The organism is Ruegeria sp. (genome assembly GCF_965199275.1).
GTDB lineage: Bacteria > Pseudomonadota > Alphaproteobacteria > Rhodobacterales > Rhodobacteraceae > Ruegeria.
On the sequence record NZ_CBDAQX010000001.1, the window covers coordinates 19,884 to 37,781 of the forward strand.

Below are 17,898 nucleotides of genomic sequence, written 5' to 3' on the forward strand. Positions count from 1 at the left end.
ACAGTTCTCTCCACTTCACAAGGCGATTCAGGGAGAGGTGTTTTTGGTTTGATCTGTGACGATTCTGATGGCCTTTTCGCGGTTGTCCTGTATCATTTCCTGACATTCACCAGCGGTGTCGCTAAACATTTCTTTGGACAGAGCGGTGTTTTCTGCTCAAGTCAGCGGTGCAAAGAGATCCTGCAGGGTTTGTTCGTCAAAGAGGGTTTTGTTGACTGTTTCGGGATTGGATAGAAGTGCATCGGCAAGGGCTTGTTTTTTGGCTTGCAGCGCCAGAATTTTTTCTTCGACGGTTCCTTTGGCCACAAGTCGGTGCACGAATACCGGTTTGTCCTGACCGATACGGTGCGCACGATCCATGGCCTGACGCTCGACCGCCGGATTCCACCAGGGGTCATAGAGAAAGACCGTATCGGCCTCGGTCAAGGTCAAACCAACACCGCCGGCTTTGAGGCTCAATAGAAAGACAGGTGCTGCCCCGCTCTGGAATGCATCCAGTACGCCCGCGCGGTCTTTGGTTTGGCCTGTTAACATGACATAGGGGATGCCCAGTTCGTCGAGATCTGTAGCGATCATATCCAGCATGGTCGTGAACTGCGAAAAGACCAGAACGCGGCGATCTTCTGCTGTGGTTTCAATCAGCAGTTCCAGCAGCCGGGCGCGCTTGGCACTGTCGGCGACCGAGCGTGCAGCCTCGGATTTGACCAGACCGGGGTCACAGCAGACCTGCCGCAGCTTCAGGAGCGCATCAAGAATGGTGATCTGCGCCCCGTTCAGTCCACGTGCCTGAACTGCATCGCGAACCTTTGCATCCATTAAGGCGCGCACGGTCTCATAAAGCGCCTGCTGCGATTTGGGCAGATCAATGTAATGAGTAATTTCAGTACGGGGCGGCAATTCGGAGGCGACTTCTTCTTTGGTGCGCCGCAGCAAAAAGGGTTGGATTCTCCGATTCAACCGAGCTTGCGCCTGAGCATCCGCGTGCTTTTCGATCGGCGTCCGAAACAGGGAGACAAAGGTTTTGCGATTGCCCAGTAGTCCCGGCACCACCCAGTCAAAGAGCGTCCAGAGATCTTGCAGGGAGTTCTCGACCGGTGTTCCGGTCAGCGCCAATCGGCCAGAGCCGGAGAGCAAACGCAGGGATTTGGCCATTTTCGATGCGGGGTTTTTGAGCATCTGCGCCTCGTCCACAATAATCAGGTCCCATTTTTGTGCAGACAGTATATCCTGATCGCGTGACAGCAGCGGATAGGTCGTCAGCACAAGATCTGCATCGGGGATCTGTCCGGTCAATTCCCGTCGTTTCAGCCCGTGCAATGTCAACAGGCGCAATTCTGGTGTAAATTGTGCCGCCTGGCTTTGCCAGTTATGCAACAGGCTTGTAGGGGCCACCAAAAGTGACGGTCTGCGGCCACGATGCGCTTGCAAAGTGGTCAGGGTCTGCAGTGTTTTTCCCAACCCCATGTCATCGGCCAGTACGCCGCCAAACCCGGCCTCGGTGATCCGCCCCATCCAGTCGGCGCCAAAAGCCTGATAGGGTCTGAGTTCGGCCTTGAGGCCTTCGGGCGGTATAAAATTGTCCTGAGCAGTTAGAGCCTGCAAAGCTTTAGCGAGTGGTAAAATCCCCGCATTATCAGCGAAGCGCACATCACTACCGTTGAGCGCGTCCTGCACTGCGGCAGCCAAAGGTGCATCGGTTGGATGTAAATGACGGCGTTCAGCTGCGTGGCGCAGAAACAAATGCAAAACGCTTGCGATCGGGGCAAGGGATACCGCAACATACCCTTCCTTGCCCAGATCAATATAAACCGGACGACACCCCAGATCCCGGGTGAATGTATCCAGATCAGGTAGCGCTTGCGGATCGTAACTGTCTGCAATCTGCTCCAGAAAAGCGGCTATCATAGGAGCGACATCGAGATTTTTATCACCAATCCTGGCCTGAAAGCCAAAAGAAAACCAATCATGCCCCTGAAAAGCCTCGCCTGCCTCGGCTTGGGTCGAGACGGACAGTTGCGCTTCAGCGCCGGACAATCGGTATGGCCATTTGGGATTTTCTGTAATTTGCCAGCCCTCAGAACGCAGCTGTGGCAGGATATCAAAGGTAAAGCGCATCGCATCGCGTGAAGGGGCCTCGGGAAAGACCAGATCCGCATCCAGCATCTTGTCGCCCGGCGTGAAATCTCCCTCAAAAGGCAGGATGGCCCCTGCATCTTCCAGGCGTTGATGGCAACACTCCTCCCATGCGCTATCGCGTTCCAATGTGACCACCTCTGTACCGTTGACAAATTGGGGGGCGGTCAAATCTCCAAAATCAACGTCATGTCCATCATACTCAAACTGCAAACTCAGCGTTGGTAAGCTTAAAGCGGGTTCGCGATACCATCTTTGCGGCCGGGTTTTGGCCACATCGAGTTTCAGTTTTGCAATCCGATTTTCAGGCGCTCGCATGACTTTTTTAACAGGAACTGGTTTTGGCAGCGGCAACGCTCCAAGGCGTTCGGGGAGCGCCTCGATGATCGCCGGCAGATCATCCGGGTCGAGATCAGGGCTTTGCTGAACCAGTCGGACGATTTCCGGTGAGACCACACCTGAAAAGCATCCTGCCTTACCTGAATCCGGATCAATCCAGATCGTGTCTGACCCGACCCTCAGGACTTCGCCAGCAACAAACCCCAACCGCTGTGTTCCCGACGCCTGCACCTTCCACTCCAGATCGGCGGGACGGCTTTCTTCCGACCAGACCAGCTTGCATCTTGTGTCATTACTCGCAAAACAGCGTTCTGTTTTGCATATACGAGCAATCAAATCGGCTCCGACAGCTGGTGGTCGCCGCAGCACTTCGGGGATATCCGTATAGCTCCCGTAACTGTATTGACCATCAATCAGTTTGGCCCGGGCCAGCTCTGAAACAAGAATGAGGTCAATCGGCCGAATAAACTTGGCAATGGCGGAGCGTAAGTTTTGCAGGACATTATAGCGCTTCATCGAGACATTCAGTCCTGTGCCTTTCGTATTTACCCGCCCCTTCCAGATTGAAACTGTGAGCTCACCGCTGCTGCGCTCCAGAACATAAAGTAGCCGTTCTCTCGTTTTCGGTGGATAGTCTTCGGGTCGCTCTCCATCTGGTCGGGAGTTTTTCGGATCTCCATCTGTGGTGAGTTCATTGCTGCGCGCGATCCACGTTTGAATACGAGGAGATATCCGGGGTGTGACGGGCAACACATCTTTGCTAGGCTCCAACCAAGCGATCAGCGCTGCAGCGACATGTTTACAATTGTATCCCACAGGGCATGAGCAGTGCCCGTCTATCGCGCCCCATGGCGTTATTTTTATGCGTTGGTGATAAACAGTTTCAGATCTGTTTCGTACCTCGGAAAGAAGGCCGTTTTTTGGGCGACCGGTCAACCCGCCGACATAGCCCTTGTTCACATAGTCATACGCCCTTTCCAGGGTCCTGCTGTCAAACTGTTTCTGAAAGTCCATTCAGTCCGTCTCAACCAAAGCTTATGCGCGTAAAGTCGCACGCTATACGCGCGCCCCAAAAAAAGCCAACCGGCGCGACAGATGTATGTCGGATTTCCCATTTCAACGACACTACATTGGCCCAATTTGTCTCAGGCATTCATCTTTGACCGATCATAAATCATCTCCTCTTCTCATCGGCTCCACCTTATCAGTAATGGAACCGCAGTTGCGCCAGTTCGAGAGCCTGGGCATCCCCCTTGCCGGACACTCTATAGACCATGCGATCTTCTTTGGTGACCCGACGCGACCACCAACCGCTCAGGTCACCTTTCAACGGTTCGGGCTTACCAACGCCATGGAATGGTGTTCGCATTGCATGTTTGATCATGGCGTTGATGCGTTGGTGGGTTTTGGGGTCGGCAGTTTGCCAGTAAAGGTAGTCTTCCCAGGCCTGGTCCGCGAACACTAACGTCACTCGACAATATCTCGCTCTTCGCCCGCTCCCGCATCCAACTGAGCGATAGACGCCCTCAAGCGCGATGCGTTGTTAGGCGTGGACAGAAGATGCATGGTTTCCTGGATCGAATTCCAGGTATCCAAAGATACCATAACCACGGACTCGCGTTTTTTACGGGTTACCACAATTTCCTCGGCGTCATTGATGACGCGATCCATGACACCTTTGAACTCTTTTCGGGCATCGGTGTAGGTCATGACATCCATGCGGTGCGCTCCTTTTGTTGTACCATATATTGTACAATCGTTACTGAATGTCAAATTCGACCTGCTGCGCGTTGCGGCGGTTGCGTGCGGCGGTGATTTCGGGGGCTCGAAGCGGCCCGGGCGCTGGTATGTTCCGCCTGACCTGCTCGGATGCGCCTTGCGCGGCTGTTTTCGATCCGGGCCAGTTTTTCCAAAAGGTCAGCGCCGTTTCTTGCGCTTTTTTCTGCTTATGTCCCAAAATCAGTGAGCAGTGTGTAGAGGCCTCACCGTTAATCGCTCCCATCATGACCCGACCCATCCCCGGTTTCAACGTCGTCGGACACAGATGTCTCCGGCCAGAGCGCATCGAGCGGGAAGGTGATGGCGTCGAAGGGGGGCTGTGAGACGGGCGCATCATCGGCGAGTGTGACCAGCAGCACCCAGTGGCCGTCGCGCAACTCCAGCACTTCCAGCGTTTTGGCTGCGGGGTCGACAAGCCAGAGGTGCTGCACGGCTTCGCGGGCATAGATGCCGGCCTTTTCGTGCCGATCGATCCGCCGCGTTGAGGGCGACAGCACCTCGCAGACCCAGTCCGGGGCAATGTCGAAAAACGCCGCATCCGGATAGTCCGGCATGGTCTCGCGCCGCCAGCCCGCCAGATCGGGCACCAGGATATCCTCGCCCAGATGCAATTCCGGTTCGTCAATAATCCACCAGCCGCCGGGACCACCATCCCCGCGACCAAAGGGGTTGACGAGACTTCCACCCAGGATGGAACTTGCCCATGCATGTCGCGCTGCGGGTCTTGGCTGGGTATAGAGCGTTCCTGCCAGCACTTCGGCGACCTTGTTGGGGGGCGCGTCGAGGACGTCCTGGTAGGTTGCCCTGCGTCGGGGTGTCTGGATGCTTTGGTCCTGTGCGGTCATGGGCCTATATCTCCTCGGCCCCCATCATAGAGGTCTGCCGGGTTCCTGTCACTTGCGTTTGCAGCTCTGGCGCACTGTTCGCCGCGCTTCTCGGCACTCTGTCGTCACGCCCCCACATCAAGCCACCCCTGGCCCCGCCACATTGCGCCGCCCCCTTTCCCCGTCCCCCACATCGCACCCCTTTCCCCGTCCCCCTCATCCTGCTCACTGCAGAGCTCTGCCTTCGGGATGCGCCTTTGGCTGTTTGCCTTGTCTGTCGCGTTCCCAGATGCCGAGGATAGCGCGTGTGAGGTTGAGCTCCCCTGTTATGGCTTTTCGGGTACAGGCGCGCAGGGTACCGCCCGGGTTTATGACGGGTGTGACGGGATGGAATCTGTTTCTATCGATGACGAGCAGGGCGATGAAGGCGATTTCCTCTCCCATGACATCTGTGGCCTCGAGCCATGCGGATATATTGATGCCGAGGTCGCGCAGCAGGCAGTCCCGCCAGTCTTCCAAGACCTCAAGATACATGGCTGCGTCTTCGGATGCGAGGTCTTTGAGTGTATTCTGGTTGAGTTTTTGCAGGATTTCGGGGTTGATCCACAGGCTGGCCTTGCGATCATTGCGCCCGTCAGGGTGCAATGCCAAACCGGTTCTGTCGCCAGCGCATGCTGGCGTCATGTTTTTCGACTGCAGGTCGTTACAGGATTCATAAGGTTTGGATTCAGGTTGTATATGGCATCGGCTATGAATTTCCGGTGCGGCGGAGATATCTTGTTGATAAACCATGTTTTCCACAGAGACCCCTGCGCAAGGGTTATCCGTGCAAGACCCGGCTTTGTGTGATCGTGCGCGCTCAGCTGGCAGGTTTGCGCGGGTTGCCATGTTGAGCGCGGGCTGAGAAGGGTCGCCGGTACCGGAGCGGGTGTCTGCCGATGCCTCGCTTTTCAGGGATGCCGCATCCTGCGCCATATCATGGTCCGGCGGTGAGAGTGCGTCATCTTCAGGCTCTGCCACTGTCTCTGGCGCGCGCTCCGGGGCACGCTCTGTATCTCCGGGGCAGGGGGCGGCGCGCATGGGGTCTGTCTGATCTGCTGTCCGGGGTGCTGTCTTTGGTTCGGGCCGGGGTCCGGGTTGAGGTTCGGGCTGGTCTTCTGGCTTTGCTTCCGTCTTTGGTTCCGGGGTCAGCGGCGTCAGGGCGGCGCGGATGCGATCCTCGAGATCGAACAGACGCGCATGGATATGCTCCAGCACCTCCATCTCCAGGACCCGCAAGCCGCCCCGCGGGGAAAGCCCCTTCAAATCCGCGTAAGCCCCTTGCGCCCAGGCACGGGTCTCCGCGTCTTCAATCGGGGCGATCAACCGGCGCAGCCGGTGCCTTGCGGTGCGGATCTGCCAGATGCGCTCCTGGCGCTGCGCTTCCTCTTCGCCCGCTTCGGCCAGAAGAATGCAGAAGGCCTGGTAATTGGCAAGCGTCGGCTCCAGCGACAGACCGCAGCGGACCGGGTCGCGATAGCCCTGGCCCGCGCGACGGCCCCGATAGCCATTCTCCGCCGTCACCCGCGCGATCAGGCCCATCCGCTCCAGGCGGCTCTCGATATTGCGAAACTGCCGCTCGCTCAATCCCAACTCGCGCGCCATGTCGCTCTGGCGCCGCCAGTTCACCGGCGCCTCCGTCCCGCTGTGCCAGGCCCTCCGCGTGGTCTGATCTGCAAGCTTGCGATAAACAAGCGCATCCGTCGTAAGCGTAACGAGGTGCTCACCCATTTTTTGCCTCGCGCGCTAGCCCCTGCGCTGTCAGATTTTCCTTATCGTAACAGGGATAAGGATTTTCTCCATGGAGTCGATGACGGAGTTCCTCCGCTCGTTGGGCGTTGAGTATCAAGTTGATGGCCGTCGCCGATGGTCGCATGATGCGAAGGCATACATTGTTGCCGAGACTTTGAAGCCGGGGGCGACGGTAAAAGCTGTGGCTGGTAAATTCGGGGTCAATGCGAACCGATTGTCGGAATGGCGTTGTCTGGCAAAAGATGGGAAACTGGTGCTTCCAGCTCCGGAGCCTGATGAACATGTTGAGTTTGCGCCCGTGGTTCTTTGTGACGGTGATGAGGCAAGTGTTCAGCCGCAGGTTCGCCCGCCATCGTCACCAGCGGAAAAGGTCGAGATCGTTTTCCGCGGGGTGTCGATCAATTTGGGCACCGATACATCGGCACAGCGAATTGCCGAGATTGCCCGAGCGGTTGGGGTTGTTGAATGATTTTCCCTGCACAGAAGTTGCGCATTCTGGTCAGCACACAGCCGGTGGATTTTCGCAAGGGTCATGATGGCTTATGTGCTCTGGTGCAGTCGGTTCTGCGGGAAGACCCGTTCAGCGGGACGGTGTTCGTATTTCGCGCGAAGCGAACGGATCGGCTGAAGCTGGTTTTTTGGGATGGGTCAGGTCTGGTTATGGCTTATAAGCGTCTGGAAGATACAGACTTCGTCTGGCCTGCTATTCGCGATGGGGTGATGACGCTGAACAGAGCACAGTTTGAGGCGCTTTTTTCTGGTCTGGACTGGCGGAAGGTCAAACCTGTCGAGACGCGGCGGCCAACTGCGGCAGAGTGAATCAGGCGGTTGATTGGGCAGGATTTAGAAGTTCGGGCTGTGTATGCTCGCAGGTATGACTGCCGACTCCAATGGTTTCAATCTTGATGCTCTGCCCGCCGAACATAAAGAGGCTGTTCAGGCCTTTGTCGAGGACAATGCACGTCGGGTTGCCGAGTTGGAGGAACTGACAACCAAGCAGAGCGCCTGCATATCAGATCAGGGGGCGCACATTGCAGATCAGGCCCAGCAAATATCGGATCAAGATCGGCAGATAACGGGTCAAGACCAACAGATTGCAGAGCAAAACGCTTTGATCCTTCGTTATGAAAGCCTGATTGCGGAATTGAAGCGGGCGCTTTACGGCAAGAAATCGGAAAAACTAACTCAGGACGAGCGTAATCTCGGGGCCGAAGATCTTGAAGTTGCGCTCAGCGAGGCGGAGGCCTCAAGCGAGGCAGCCACTCAATCCTGTGACAAAGAGAAAAAGGCAAAGCCCAGGAAAGCGCCTGAGCGCAATATCGGCAATCTGCCTGAAGATCTGCCGCGGATCGAACAGGTGATCGAACCTGACAGTGTTGAATGTCCGTGCGGATGCGGCGCGATGCATAAGATTGGTGAAGATCGCAGTGAACGGCTGGACATCGTGCCCGCGCAGTTGCGTGTGATCGTAACGGTCCGTCCGAAATATGCCTGCCGGTCATGTGCTGGAGGCGTGAAACAAGCACCGGGACCATCGTGGCTGATCGAGGGCGGACTTCCGACCGAAGCGGCCATCGCGCACGTGTTGGTCAGCAAGTATGCAGACCACCTTCCTCTGTACCGTCAATCGCAGATACTTGTGCGCTCTGGCATCGACATTCATCGCGCCACGCTCGCGGGCTGGGTCGGAAAGGCCGCGTTCCACCTCAAGCCGGTTGTTGAGCGGCTGGCGGAACACCTGAAGTCTTCGACCAAACTGTTCATGGATGAAACCACGGTCCCAGTCCTCGATCCGGGAGAGGGTAAAACGAAAACCGGTTATTTCTGGACGTTGGCACGTGACGACCGATCCTGGAGGGGCGATGCACCACCAGGGGTTGTTTATTTCTATGCACCCGGTCGGGCTGGCGAAAACGCAGAGAAGTTTCTCAAGGGGTTCAACGGTGTTCTGCAGTTGGATGGGTATCAGGGGTATAATCGGTTGATGCGGCCAACGCGGAAAGGGGGCTCTCCGATCCGAGCCGCCTATTGTTGGAGCCACGCTCGCCGCAAACTGAAGGAGGTCTTTGACCGCGACAAGTCCGGGATCGCAGCAGAGGGCTTGCGTCGGATTGCCGAATTTTACGCAATTGAAACTGAAATTCGGGGCCTTCCACCCGAACAGCGCCTGTCTGCGCGCCAGACACAAACCGCGCCCTTGGTTGCCGAGTTCGGCACCTGGCTTCAGGAGCAGCGCCTGCAGGTCTCTAAAAAATCCAGACTTGGTGAAAAGCTCAACTACATTCACAAACATTGGGACGGCTTGCAGGTCTTTCTCAGTGACGGCCGGGTTGAGATCGACTCCAACAACGTCGAAAATCTCCAAAGACCAATTGCCCTTGGGCGGAAAAACGCACTGTTTGCGGGTCATGATGAAGGCGGCGCCAGTTGGGGCCGTATCGCATCTCTGATACAGACCGCGAAGTTGAACGGCGTGGAACCCAATGCATATCTGACCTCAACGCTCCAAAAAATAGCAGCCGGTCACCCCCAAAGCCGTATCGACGAGCTCCTGCCATGGAACTTTCAAAAGTCAAGCTGAAATGCCATGTGTGTGCCTCGTTACGCTTACCATCCGTCGCATTGCCGCCCAGCAACAAAAGGACCGCACCGCCCACCCCTATGGCCGCCGCCTTGGTCACATCCCCCGGCAAGACAAAATGTTCCTCCGCCCCCGGAATGAACGCCTGAATATCTTCGGACCGCGCCGGATCATAAACCCCGGGGGCCCCGCTGCATGTAAAATCTCGCATCTCTGCTCTCCATATGTTCAGAGCGCAGGTCATCGCCGCATGTGCCCAATCAGCCCGGGTGAGGCGCGTCGCAGATCCGACCGCACACCCGATCCAGGGGACAGATACAGCTCTCCCGATCCCGAAAATGCATTTTCGGGTTGCCTCTTTCTGTCCCGTGAGCTAATCAGAAGGTGATAGAATTCTGATAGCTCACGAGAATGAGGCGCGCGGGGAGACCTGCGCGTTTTGCTTTTTTGGCCTCAACTCTTTTTTGGCCTTACATCATCGCGTTCCGGATCCCGTCTCCTCCTGTGCTGGTGGGCCTCTGATCGCAACCGGCCGGTATATCGGCACCGTCGCAATATCTGGCGCGCAGCCTCGCGTACTGTCTGGCGCAATATCTGTACCGCCCGAATCGTGCGGACGCTCCATATAGTATAGAGCCGCAGCCCTCCGGCGCGCATTTACAATCTGCGCCAATAGGGGTAGGCTTGAGCGCGTCACACATGATCTGCGAGACCGCTGTAATGATTCGTCTGGACATATTTGCCAAGAAATCCCCCCCCTCAGGGTTTGAGACGAAAGTCAAGCGATTTCTCCCGGTTTTTCCGTAAAAATCTTCACGACCTCTCACGTCAGAATCACTCACGTCAGAATCACTCGCGTCAGGATGTCTCGCGAATCGGTGTCCCGGAATGCCCCGGTCCGCTCCCGAATCACGTAACACCGTCACCGCGCCCGGCACTGACGCGCGTATATAGCGGCTGTTGCGTGCAAATCCCTGCATATCTGAGCCTGCTCAAGTCTTGTCCCGTTCTTTTTGTCCTACTCCAAAACCACGCGCGGCGTCTACTGCTATGCGCCGCGGGCGCAATTGCCGCTATATCTATGCTCGCCCCACAAGAGGGCCGGGCGCAAGACATCATCCGCTGCCCGGACTGGCAGTCGCTGGTCAGACCGGTCGCGCTGCGCGCCAGCACCGAGCGGGTCGCGCCCGGCGCGTTTGAGGCAAAGCTCACGCGCCCGGGCCGGACTGCCGCCCCGTCGCCAGATCTCGCAGATCAGCGGGACGGGGCAGGCCGCAGGCGGGCGGTCCCATTACCGTCCGCCTGCACCCATACCATCCGCGCCGGCGACACGCTGGGCCGGATCGCGGCGCGCAGCCTGGGCAGCTCACGTCGCTGGCCCGAGATCGCCCGCGCCAATCCCGGGCTCGATCCCAAGCGCCTGCGCATCGGGGCCCCCATCCGATTGCCCTGTGAGGCCGGGGCCGGGCAGGGGGCATCAGTGGGACAGGAGAAGTCCAGCGCAATACCCGCCAGCACGCCCGGCGCACCGCTCAGCGGCACCGGGTTCCTGGCCGCCCTTTTTGGCACCAAAGCGCCCGCGCCCTCCACCGCAGCGACACAGACAGGCGCAGAGAAGCGCCCACAGACAGAACCGCCGACAGAACTACAGACAGGTCCGGGCAAGGCAGGGCGGGTCGCATCCCCGGCAGATGGGGCACAGGTGTCAAAGCCTGCAAAAGGGACTAAAGCTGCAAAACCCGCCAAAGACGCCACACCGCCGCCCGCGCCGCTGCCCATCTGGAGCGCGCGGGCTGGCGAGGATTTCGAGGCGGTGCTCAGGCGCTGGGGCAGGGCGGCGGGATACCGGGTGGTTGTCAGCACCAGTGATGCCTGGATCCTGGCGGTGCCGGTCCGGCTGCAGGCCGAGTTTGAGGCCGCGTTGAACCAGCTCGTGCAGGGCCTGGGCTCTGACGGCACCGCACCCCCGGTGCGGATTTACTCCAACAGGACAATCCGGCTGGGAGGTCTGTGATGGGGCGGCGCAGATCATCCGGTCCGATCCGGCTGGGGCCGCTCCTTCTGCTTGCGCTTTGCGCCTGCGATGTCAGCGAGCAGGCCGGGCGCGATATCGAGGATGGAACACGGCTGACCCGTGAACAGCTTGATGCACAGCGCGCGGCACAGCGTGGGGAAGTCCTGCGCGTTGACCGCCCCTATTACGGCGGCGCGCTCAAAGTCACGCGCGGCTCGAGACAGGGTGATCCGCTGCCCCGACAGCTCGAGGCCGCGCGCGGCGTGAGCCTCAGGCTTCCCGGGCAGGCTGACATCCGCACCATTGCCGCCGCGATCACATCGGCCAGCGGCCTGCCGGTCAATATCCGCACGCGCTACATCCTCACGGGTGGCGATGTGGTCGAAGTGCCCATCGGCTCCCGGATGCGGATCGATTACGAAGGGCCGCTCTCGCGCCTGCTCGATCAGGTTGCGGCGCGCATGGATGTGGCCTGGACCCATGAGAAGGGCAGCCTCACCATCGATCGCATGGTCAGCAAAACCTACCGGGTGCCCCTGCCGACAAGCACCAGCGCGTTTGAGAGTAATTTCGGCGGGGCAACCGGGACCCAGGAGGGCAGCACAAACATCAGGCTGGAAACCAGGCAGAACAGCGATCCCTGGGCCGAACTTGAGGCGCGCCTCGCGCCGCTCACACCCACGCCCGCGCAACTGACCGTGTTGCGCTCGAGCGGAAGGATCAGCGTCTTCGGCCCGCCCTCGGTACACCGCACGGTGCAGAAGGTCATGGACGATCTGGACGCCATCTACGGACGCAGGGTCGGTCTGGAAATCGGGGTGTATTTCCTGACTTCCGACATTTTTTCGTATAAGTCATTGATATTATTATGCCTTGGTTGCCAAAAGGCACTACACGGACTTTTTTCGCCAGCGATTGTTTCGGAGTGTTGAGGGAGCTCAGGCTTTGGTCTGGCCAGTTTTTCGGGTGCGCCCGGGGGGTATCTTGAAAGGGGCTTCGTTCCAGGTCAGGCCGACGCAGGTGAGGATGCGTCTGGCATCGACCGTGGCATGGCTTGGCATGCCGTAGCGGTCAGGGGTGCCTTTGTGGCGCAGGATCGAGAGCTGCAATGCGTTCAACTCGTTGCGGATACGAGCCGGGCTCATCGGGTGTCCGAGCAGGTCCAGATGCTTGCGCAGGTGCTGCAGGCAGCAGAAGGCCATGTAGCAGATGGCGATATGGGCCCGGACCCGACGCGGCGACCAGTGATAGATGGGCCGGATTTTCAGATCGTGCTTGTTGGTGCGGAAGCAGGCTTCGATCTCCCACAACTGGTGATAGCGGGCAATGACGTCCTGTGCCTCCAGTTCGTCCGCACCATGAACAACAATGGCATGCAGCCCGTCCCATTGTGCCGCTGCCTTGATCTTTGCATCATCCAGCGTGACGTCCCCGCTGTCGGGGAAGGCCAGGAAGCGGCCATATCCCCGGCTGCTGAAGCTGCCGGGTTTGCGAGAGCGCTTGAGCTTCTTGTGCAGCTTTTCGATTGCCTTGTCGCGCTTGTGGGCATCATTGCGTGCCCGGGTGGGTGACCAGGTCACAATGACCCGCGCTCCCTCCTGGTCGATCACCTTGTACCAGCCCTTCTCGGTTGCCTCTTCAGAACCGTGTCCAGCCCAAGGCTGGCGTCCCTCCGGGCTCAAAATGTTCGCCTTCACGGCGGCCGGGGCGGACTTCATGCGATAGCCGAGGATGTAGGGCAGACCCTTGTTCTGCAACATCTGCTGGTTGTCCTTGCTGAGCATGGCGGCATCGGCCACGAACGTGACCCTGGCCACGTCGAAGCGTCCCTCCAACGCCTTCAGCGCAGCTTCCAGCGTATGACCTTCCCAGGTGTTTCCCGGGAAGAGTTCATAGCCCACAGGCAGCCCATCGGAGGTGACGATCAGCGCCAGCATGACCTGAGCGCGGTGATGCTTGCCATCCTTGCTGAAGCCCTTGGCCAGAAGATGATCCTGCTCGACCCCGTCCGCATCCTCGGCCGGGTCCTCGCGCTCGGTGTCAAAGGCCAGGGTCGTGCAATCGTAGAACAGCACGGTCACTGGCCCGCCCAGCAACTTCTCTGCCGCCGCGTGAGAGGTTTTGCAAATCCCGTCTATCACCGGCGTATTGATGTAATCCATGCTCCGATAGACCACGTCCAGATTGAGCGTGATGCCTGCCTGGTTCTCCAACGCCTCCACGGTCGCGCGCTTGCTCTCGGGCTGTGCGATCCGCGCCATAACCAGCTCTTTCACAATGCGATTGGCACTTTTACGCGCCGCCCCCAGAAGGGCCCCCCAACCCAGTTGGTCATACATCGTCCCCATGACATCCCGCAGACCCAGAGAGACCCGCGCCTCCTCACGGCACTCGGCAAGATCAACGCCAAGCTTGTCCGGCCGCGGAGCGCGGCGCACCAGCGCCTGCAGATCGGCATATTCCGTGGGCGTGAACAGTTCCATTTGCGGCGAGCGATCAATGCGTAATTGCTCCATCAAGCGGCCCGCCAGACGCTTGATATCCTCAATCTCGCTGTCGTTATGGGCCACACCCACATGGCGCAGGATCTTCTGGCGTACCTTGGAGCCGGTGCGGACGGATTCAACGATCTGGATCCGTGTGCGGTTGAGCTTTGCGTCATGTTTGGTGCGGATGAACATGGGCGAAGAGGTTAGCCATCTGAAGGCCCATGTCAATACTTTTTATAATAATGGGGCACTACAACGCGCCTCTGAGCAACCACACCTGAAAACAAACCAAAAACCCAGTCAGATCAACAAAAAGGTCGGAAGTCAGGTTGAGGCGCGCCTCGCGCCGCTCACACCCACGCCCGCGCAACTGACCGTGTTGCGCTCGAGCGGAAGGATCAGCGTCTTCGGCCCGCCCTCGGTACACCGCACGGTGCAGAAGGTCATGGACGATCTGGACGCCATCTACGGACGCAGGGTCGGTCTGGAAATCGGGGTGTATTTCATTGACAGCGATGCTGCGGAAACCTTTGGCCTTTCAACGGCCGGGTTCCGGATCGGTCAAACGATCGCGCTGGCCCGCGACCGGGCCGTTGTGGATTACCGCCTCGCCAGTACCATCGCGCAATCAGGCGTCGTCGCCCCCATCGCCATCACCCGGCAGGAAAGCTACGTCAAAGAGGTCAAGGTCGAGCACGACAAGGACGGCACCAGCATCGACATCACACCGGGCGAGGTCGAATTCGGCATCAGCGTCCATGCCTTGCCGCGCATCATTGATGACGACCGCATCCAGCTCTTCCTGACCATTTTACAATCAGAGCTGGAAGACGGAGATATCCCGTCCGTGGAATACGGGGATGGACGTATCGGCCTGCCGGTTCTGGACAAGCGCATCATTCAAAACCAGTCGATCCTGTCTCCAAACGAGGTCCTGGTCTTGTCCGGCTACGAACAGAACCTGTCCGTCAGCGGACAGAGCGGCGTCGGGCTGTTCAAGGCCATCGGCCTGGGCGGCAATGTCAACGCGCGCAGCCGCAAGATCCGCATGGTCATCCTCGTGCGCCCCTCCATCATCCCGCAACGGGGGCGCTCATGACCGGGGTTCTGTCCGATCACCGCGCCTGCCCGGCCCCCGCGCAAGATACGGACGGTCCGGGGCGTGCTTCGGGGACATGCGTTCAGATGGCCTTGCCTGGCCCGGCCCTGCCGCAGCCGGTCTCGATGACATCACGGGGCGGCATCCGTCTTGTGGCGGGCCTCACATGGCAGGTGGTAACGGGGCCGGAGCTGCCCTGCCTCAAGACCGATGCACCGCTTGTGCTGCGTTTGAACGGTCTGCGCGCGCAGATCGACAGATCGGGCGGTGATAGCGCATCGACGTCGCTGCTGCTGGCCCTGGCGGCGGGGCTTGTTCATGACCTGCCCGAGGCGGCGGGCACCTGGATCTTTCTGGCCGGCCTGCCGCGCGCGGAGGGCGCCCCCGAAACCCTGCTGGCGATGGCCGATCTCTCGCGGCGAAGCGCGGAGCATGAAGAGGGCGCCATCACAGAGCGCGTGAGCCCGCGCGCAGGCCCCGAGGCCCTCTTCGACGATCCCGGCGATCTCCTCGCCGCGATCCGGAACCACCTCGGCACGACCGAGATCGGAGGGATCGCCCTCTGCCGGGCCGCCGGATCAGATGCAGCCTGGCGCCGGTTGAGCGAGGGGCTTGCAGCTGCTGCGCCGGATATAGCATGTCATGATGTGAGCCCGCGCGCGGAGGGCGTGCCGGTCTTCTCCAGCCCGCCCCGTATTCCGTCCAAAGCGCTTGGTTTGGCCGGTCTTGGGGGGACGGCGCTCTGCGCCGGGATCTTCATTCTCGTCCCCTTTGTCCAGTCGATCTTTGCGCCGCCGCCTCCGCCGCCGGTCCCGATGGCCGATATGCGGATCGAAGCGGGGGCTTTTGCCCGGATATGTCAGGCCGCGCTGGCGGGGTGGTGGCCCCGCAGTGTGGGCTGGGAGCTCGGCAACAGCGGCTGTGCGCTGACCTCCCATCTGCCCGCCACGCTGGGGCTGCCGGACCCGGGCCGGTCTGATCGATTGTTTGAACCCATGCTGGTCTGGGCGCAGTTCACCCCCGCTGTTGATCGCAACCCGGTTCTCGCCCGCGCGGCCGCGGCGCAGGTTCTCAGGGCCTGGCCCGGTGAGGCGCAGCTGGAGGGAGGGCGCCTGATCCTCTGGCGGGTTGAGCCTTTGCCCGTGACGGAGGCCGGGACTGCGGGTGTTCCGGCCCCTGCGCCCGATCAGGCAGCCCGACAGCTCGCGGACGCCTTTGCCGAAGCCCCCGGTGCCGTAAAGACCGGTGAGACCGGGGTCTCGGTGACACCCCCTTCCGGCACGGCAACGGCTGATCTGTTTGCCCGCTCAGCCGGTGTGCCCCGCTTTGACCCGGTGCGCTTCATCCGCTCGGGCAAAGGTGAAGAAACACTGTACCTCGCGCCGGTCACCACGCGACAGGTGCCGGCCTCGCTCCTTGATCCCAACAGATCGGAGGACACACCATGATCCTCCGTCTCTCATCTGTTCCGGCACCTGGCCTTGCCGCCCTGCTCGTCAGCACGCTTGCCCTGGGGGCGGCCCTGTCACCCATGGAGGCCTCTGCGCAAACCGCGCCCCCGGGTGGGACACTGGGCGGGACACTGGGCATTGATTGCGACCAGCCGCGCCGGTCTGTCGAGGGCCGGCTGATCCTCGACAGGGATGGCGCGCACAGGGTTGCCTGCGAGGCGGATCGGGCAACCGCACTCAATTACGCGCGGGTCGTGCGCGAGACCCGCAATCGCCTGCGCCTGGCCCTTGATGCAGCCCCGCAACCGCTCTGGGACGATCTTGTGACCCACCTGCGCAATGACGGCGCGGGAACAGACAGGCAGGGGTCGGGGGACAGGGTCTCGGACTGGAGCTATACCGCCCGCGATATCGACGCGCTGCCGGCGGGCAGCGCCGCAAGGCGGGCTGCGGACTATTGGAAGGACGGTGTTCTGAACCGCAGCGCGGTCCCGAAGGACTGGCGCCCGATCGTGAAGACGCGCGCCTGTGGTGTGGAGATGGAGGGCGACAGGCCCGTGCCCGGCATCGGGGCTGCGGTTTTTGTCTGGCTCGATCGCGACAGGATCAGGGAGCGCTGGTCGTCGCAGATGGTCCAGCGCACTGTCCGGGCCTGGCTGGAACGCGGGCAAACCCGCGTCTCGATGATCGAAGAGATCCCCGACATCCTGACCGGGGCCCGCACGCTGAAAGATGCCAACGGACAGGAGCGGGGGCTCAGCGCCGATCTGCGCGCCTGTATCGACCAGGCCCCGGCAATCCCCGAGGGCGCACTGGTCATGCGGGCCTCGCTGACCTGGAAAAGCAAGCGCGGCGAAACCGTGCGGCCCTGCACTGATCCGCTCAGGGTTGGCGTGCAAAGGCTGGGATGGGAACGGCATAACGACGTCCATGTCGTGCCTCTGAGTGCAATCAGGGCAGATGGGACGGCGCACCCGCAGCGCGGCAAAGCCCTGCTGGCACCGTTCGCCGACCCGCTGGACCGCCCGGTTCTGGCTGAGGGTATTGATCCTGTGTCGACGGAGTATCCCATCACCGCGCAGAGCAAGGCAACATTCCTGCTGCGCAACAGCTGCCGTGTGCCGCGCGTGCGCGATGTGATCCGGGCAGAGGACTGCAAAGCGACCCTCAACGGCACCGAGGTTGAGGGCAAGCATATCCGCATCTTCCGGTTCCGGGAGGTTCAGGATGACCCCACCGATCCCACCCGCGTCTATCTCAGGCCGGTGATGCGCGATCCAGGGAATGCCGCAAACGGGCTGGGTGTGTTGGTTGCAGGCAATGGGCACCCGATGTGGGAAGAAAGCACGATTGGCTGCCCTGACGTGCCTGATACCGAACTGCCGGATATTCCCGATC

At 60.1% G+C, this 17,898-nt stretch carries 15 protein-coding genes; 8 read left to right on the forward strand and 7 right to left on the reverse strand.

From position 1 onward, the window contains the following. Positions 1-156 precede the first annotated feature (156 nt). From ACOERD_RS00095 to repC, 6 genes are all read right to left on the reverse strand, one after another. Complete coding sequence (locus ACOERD_RS00095) at positions 157-3,486, reverse strand: SNF2-related protein (protein WP_419737615.1); 3,330 nt, start codon at positions 3,484-3,486, stop codon at positions 157-159. A gap of 190 nt (positions 3,487-3,676) precedes the next feature. Beyond that, a complete protein-coding gene (locus ACOERD_RS00100; RefSeq protein ID WP_419737616.1) occupies positions 3,677-3,943 on the reverse strand; it encodes a Txe/YoeB family addiction module toxin in 267 nt (88 codons plus the stop codon). Beyond that, positions 3,940-4,191, reverse strand: a complete 252-nt coding sequence (locus tag ACOERD_RS00105; protein WP_419737617.1) for a type II toxin-antitoxin system Phd/YefM family antitoxin — start codon at positions 4,189-4,191, stop codon at positions 3,940-3,942. The genes ACOERD_RS00100 and ACOERD_RS00105 overlap by 4 nt, the downstream gene beginning before the upstream one ends. A gap of 40 nt (positions 4,192-4,231) precedes the next feature. Then, positions 4,232-4,477, reverse strand: a complete 246-nt coding sequence (locus tag ACOERD_RS00110) for a hypothetical protein (RefSeq protein ID WP_419737618.1) — start codon at positions 4,475-4,477, stop codon at positions 4,232-4,234. After that, complete coding sequence (locus ACOERD_RS00115; protein ID WP_419737619.1) at positions 4,461-5,096, reverse strand: Uma2 family endonuclease; 636 nt, start codon at positions 5,094-5,096, stop codon at positions 4,461-4,463. The genes ACOERD_RS00110 and ACOERD_RS00115 overlap by 17 nt, the downstream gene beginning before the upstream one ends. Before the next feature lie 204 nt (positions 5,097-5,300). After that, positions 5,301-6,845 carry a replication initiation protein RepC gene (gene repC / locus ACOERD_RS00120; RefSeq protein WP_419737620.1) on the reverse strand — a complete coding sequence of 515 codons (1,545 nt, stop codon included), beginning with the start codon at positions 6,843-6,845 and terminating at the stop codon, positions 5,301-5,303. Between the two features lie 79 nt (positions 6,846-6,924). Here repC and tnpA point away from each other — a divergent pair, with 79 nt between their 5' ends. The 5 genes from tnpA to ACOERD_RS00145 all read left to right on the forward strand — a co-directional run bounded on the left by tnpA (position 6,925) and on the right by ACOERD_RS00145 (position 12,393). Continuing rightward, complete coding sequence (gene tnpA / locus ACOERD_RS00125) at positions 6,925-7,335, forward strand: IS66-like element accessory protein TnpA (RefSeq protein WP_419737609.1); 411 nt, start codon at positions 6,925-6,927, stop codon at positions 7,333-7,335. Then, on the forward strand, positions 7,332-7,685 hold the full coding sequence (gene tnpB / locus ACOERD_RS00130; RefSeq protein WP_419737608.1) for an IS66 family insertion sequence element accessory protein TnpB: 354 nt from the start codon (positions 7,332-7,334) through the stop codon (positions 7,683-7,685). The genes tnpA and tnpB overlap by 4 nt, the downstream gene beginning before the upstream one ends. A 55-nt stretch (positions 7,686-7,740) precedes the next feature. Next, on the forward strand, positions 7,741-9,447 hold the full coding sequence (gene tnpC / locus ACOERD_RS00135) for an IS66 family transposase (RefSeq protein WP_419737621.1): 1,707 nt from the start codon (positions 7,741-7,743) through the stop codon (positions 9,445-9,447). A 1,081-nt stretch (positions 9,448-10,528) separates the two neighbouring features. Further along, a complete protein-coding gene (locus ACOERD_RS00140) occupies positions 10,529-11,461 on the forward strand; it encodes a TcpQ domain-containing protein (RefSeq protein WP_419737622.1) in 933 nt (310 codons plus the stop codon). Beyond that, on the forward strand, positions 11,461-12,393 hold the full coding sequence (locus ACOERD_RS00145) for a hypothetical protein (protein WP_419737623.1): 933 nt from the start codon (positions 11,461-11,463) through the stop codon (positions 12,391-12,393). Before ACOERD_RS00140 ends, ACOERD_RS00145 begins: the two co-directional genes overlap by 1 nt. A 6-nt stretch (positions 12,394-12,399) precedes the next feature. Here ACOERD_RS00145 and ACOERD_RS00150 read toward each other — a convergent pair whose 3' ends face one another. Next, a complete protein-coding gene (locus ACOERD_RS00150; protein ID WP_419737624.1) occupies positions 12,400-14,142 on the reverse strand; it encodes an IS1634 family transposase in 1,743 nt (580 codons plus the stop codon). Here ACOERD_RS00150 and ACOERD_RS00155 point away from each other — a divergent pair. The 3 genes from ACOERD_RS00155 to ACOERD_RS00165 form a co-directional block, all read left to right on the forward strand. Then, positions 14,135-15,049: a hypothetical protein gene (locus tag ACOERD_RS00155; RefSeq protein WP_419737625.1), complete on the forward strand. Its 915-nt coding sequence runs from the start codon at positions 14,135-14,137 to the stop codon at positions 15,047-15,049. The genes ACOERD_RS00150 and ACOERD_RS00155 overlap by 8 nt on opposite strands. Continuing rightward, complete coding sequence (locus ACOERD_RS00160) at positions 15,046-16,497, forward strand: hypothetical protein (RefSeq protein WP_419737626.1); 1,452 nt, start codon at positions 15,046-15,048, stop codon at positions 16,495-16,497. The genes ACOERD_RS00155 and ACOERD_RS00160 overlap by 4 nt, the downstream gene beginning before the upstream one ends. Then, on the forward strand, positions 16,494-17,898 hold a 1,405-nt coding region (locus ACOERD_RS00165), incomplete at its 3' end, for a hypothetical protein (RefSeq protein WP_419737627.1). The genes ACOERD_RS00160 and ACOERD_RS00165, both read left to right, overlap by 4 nt.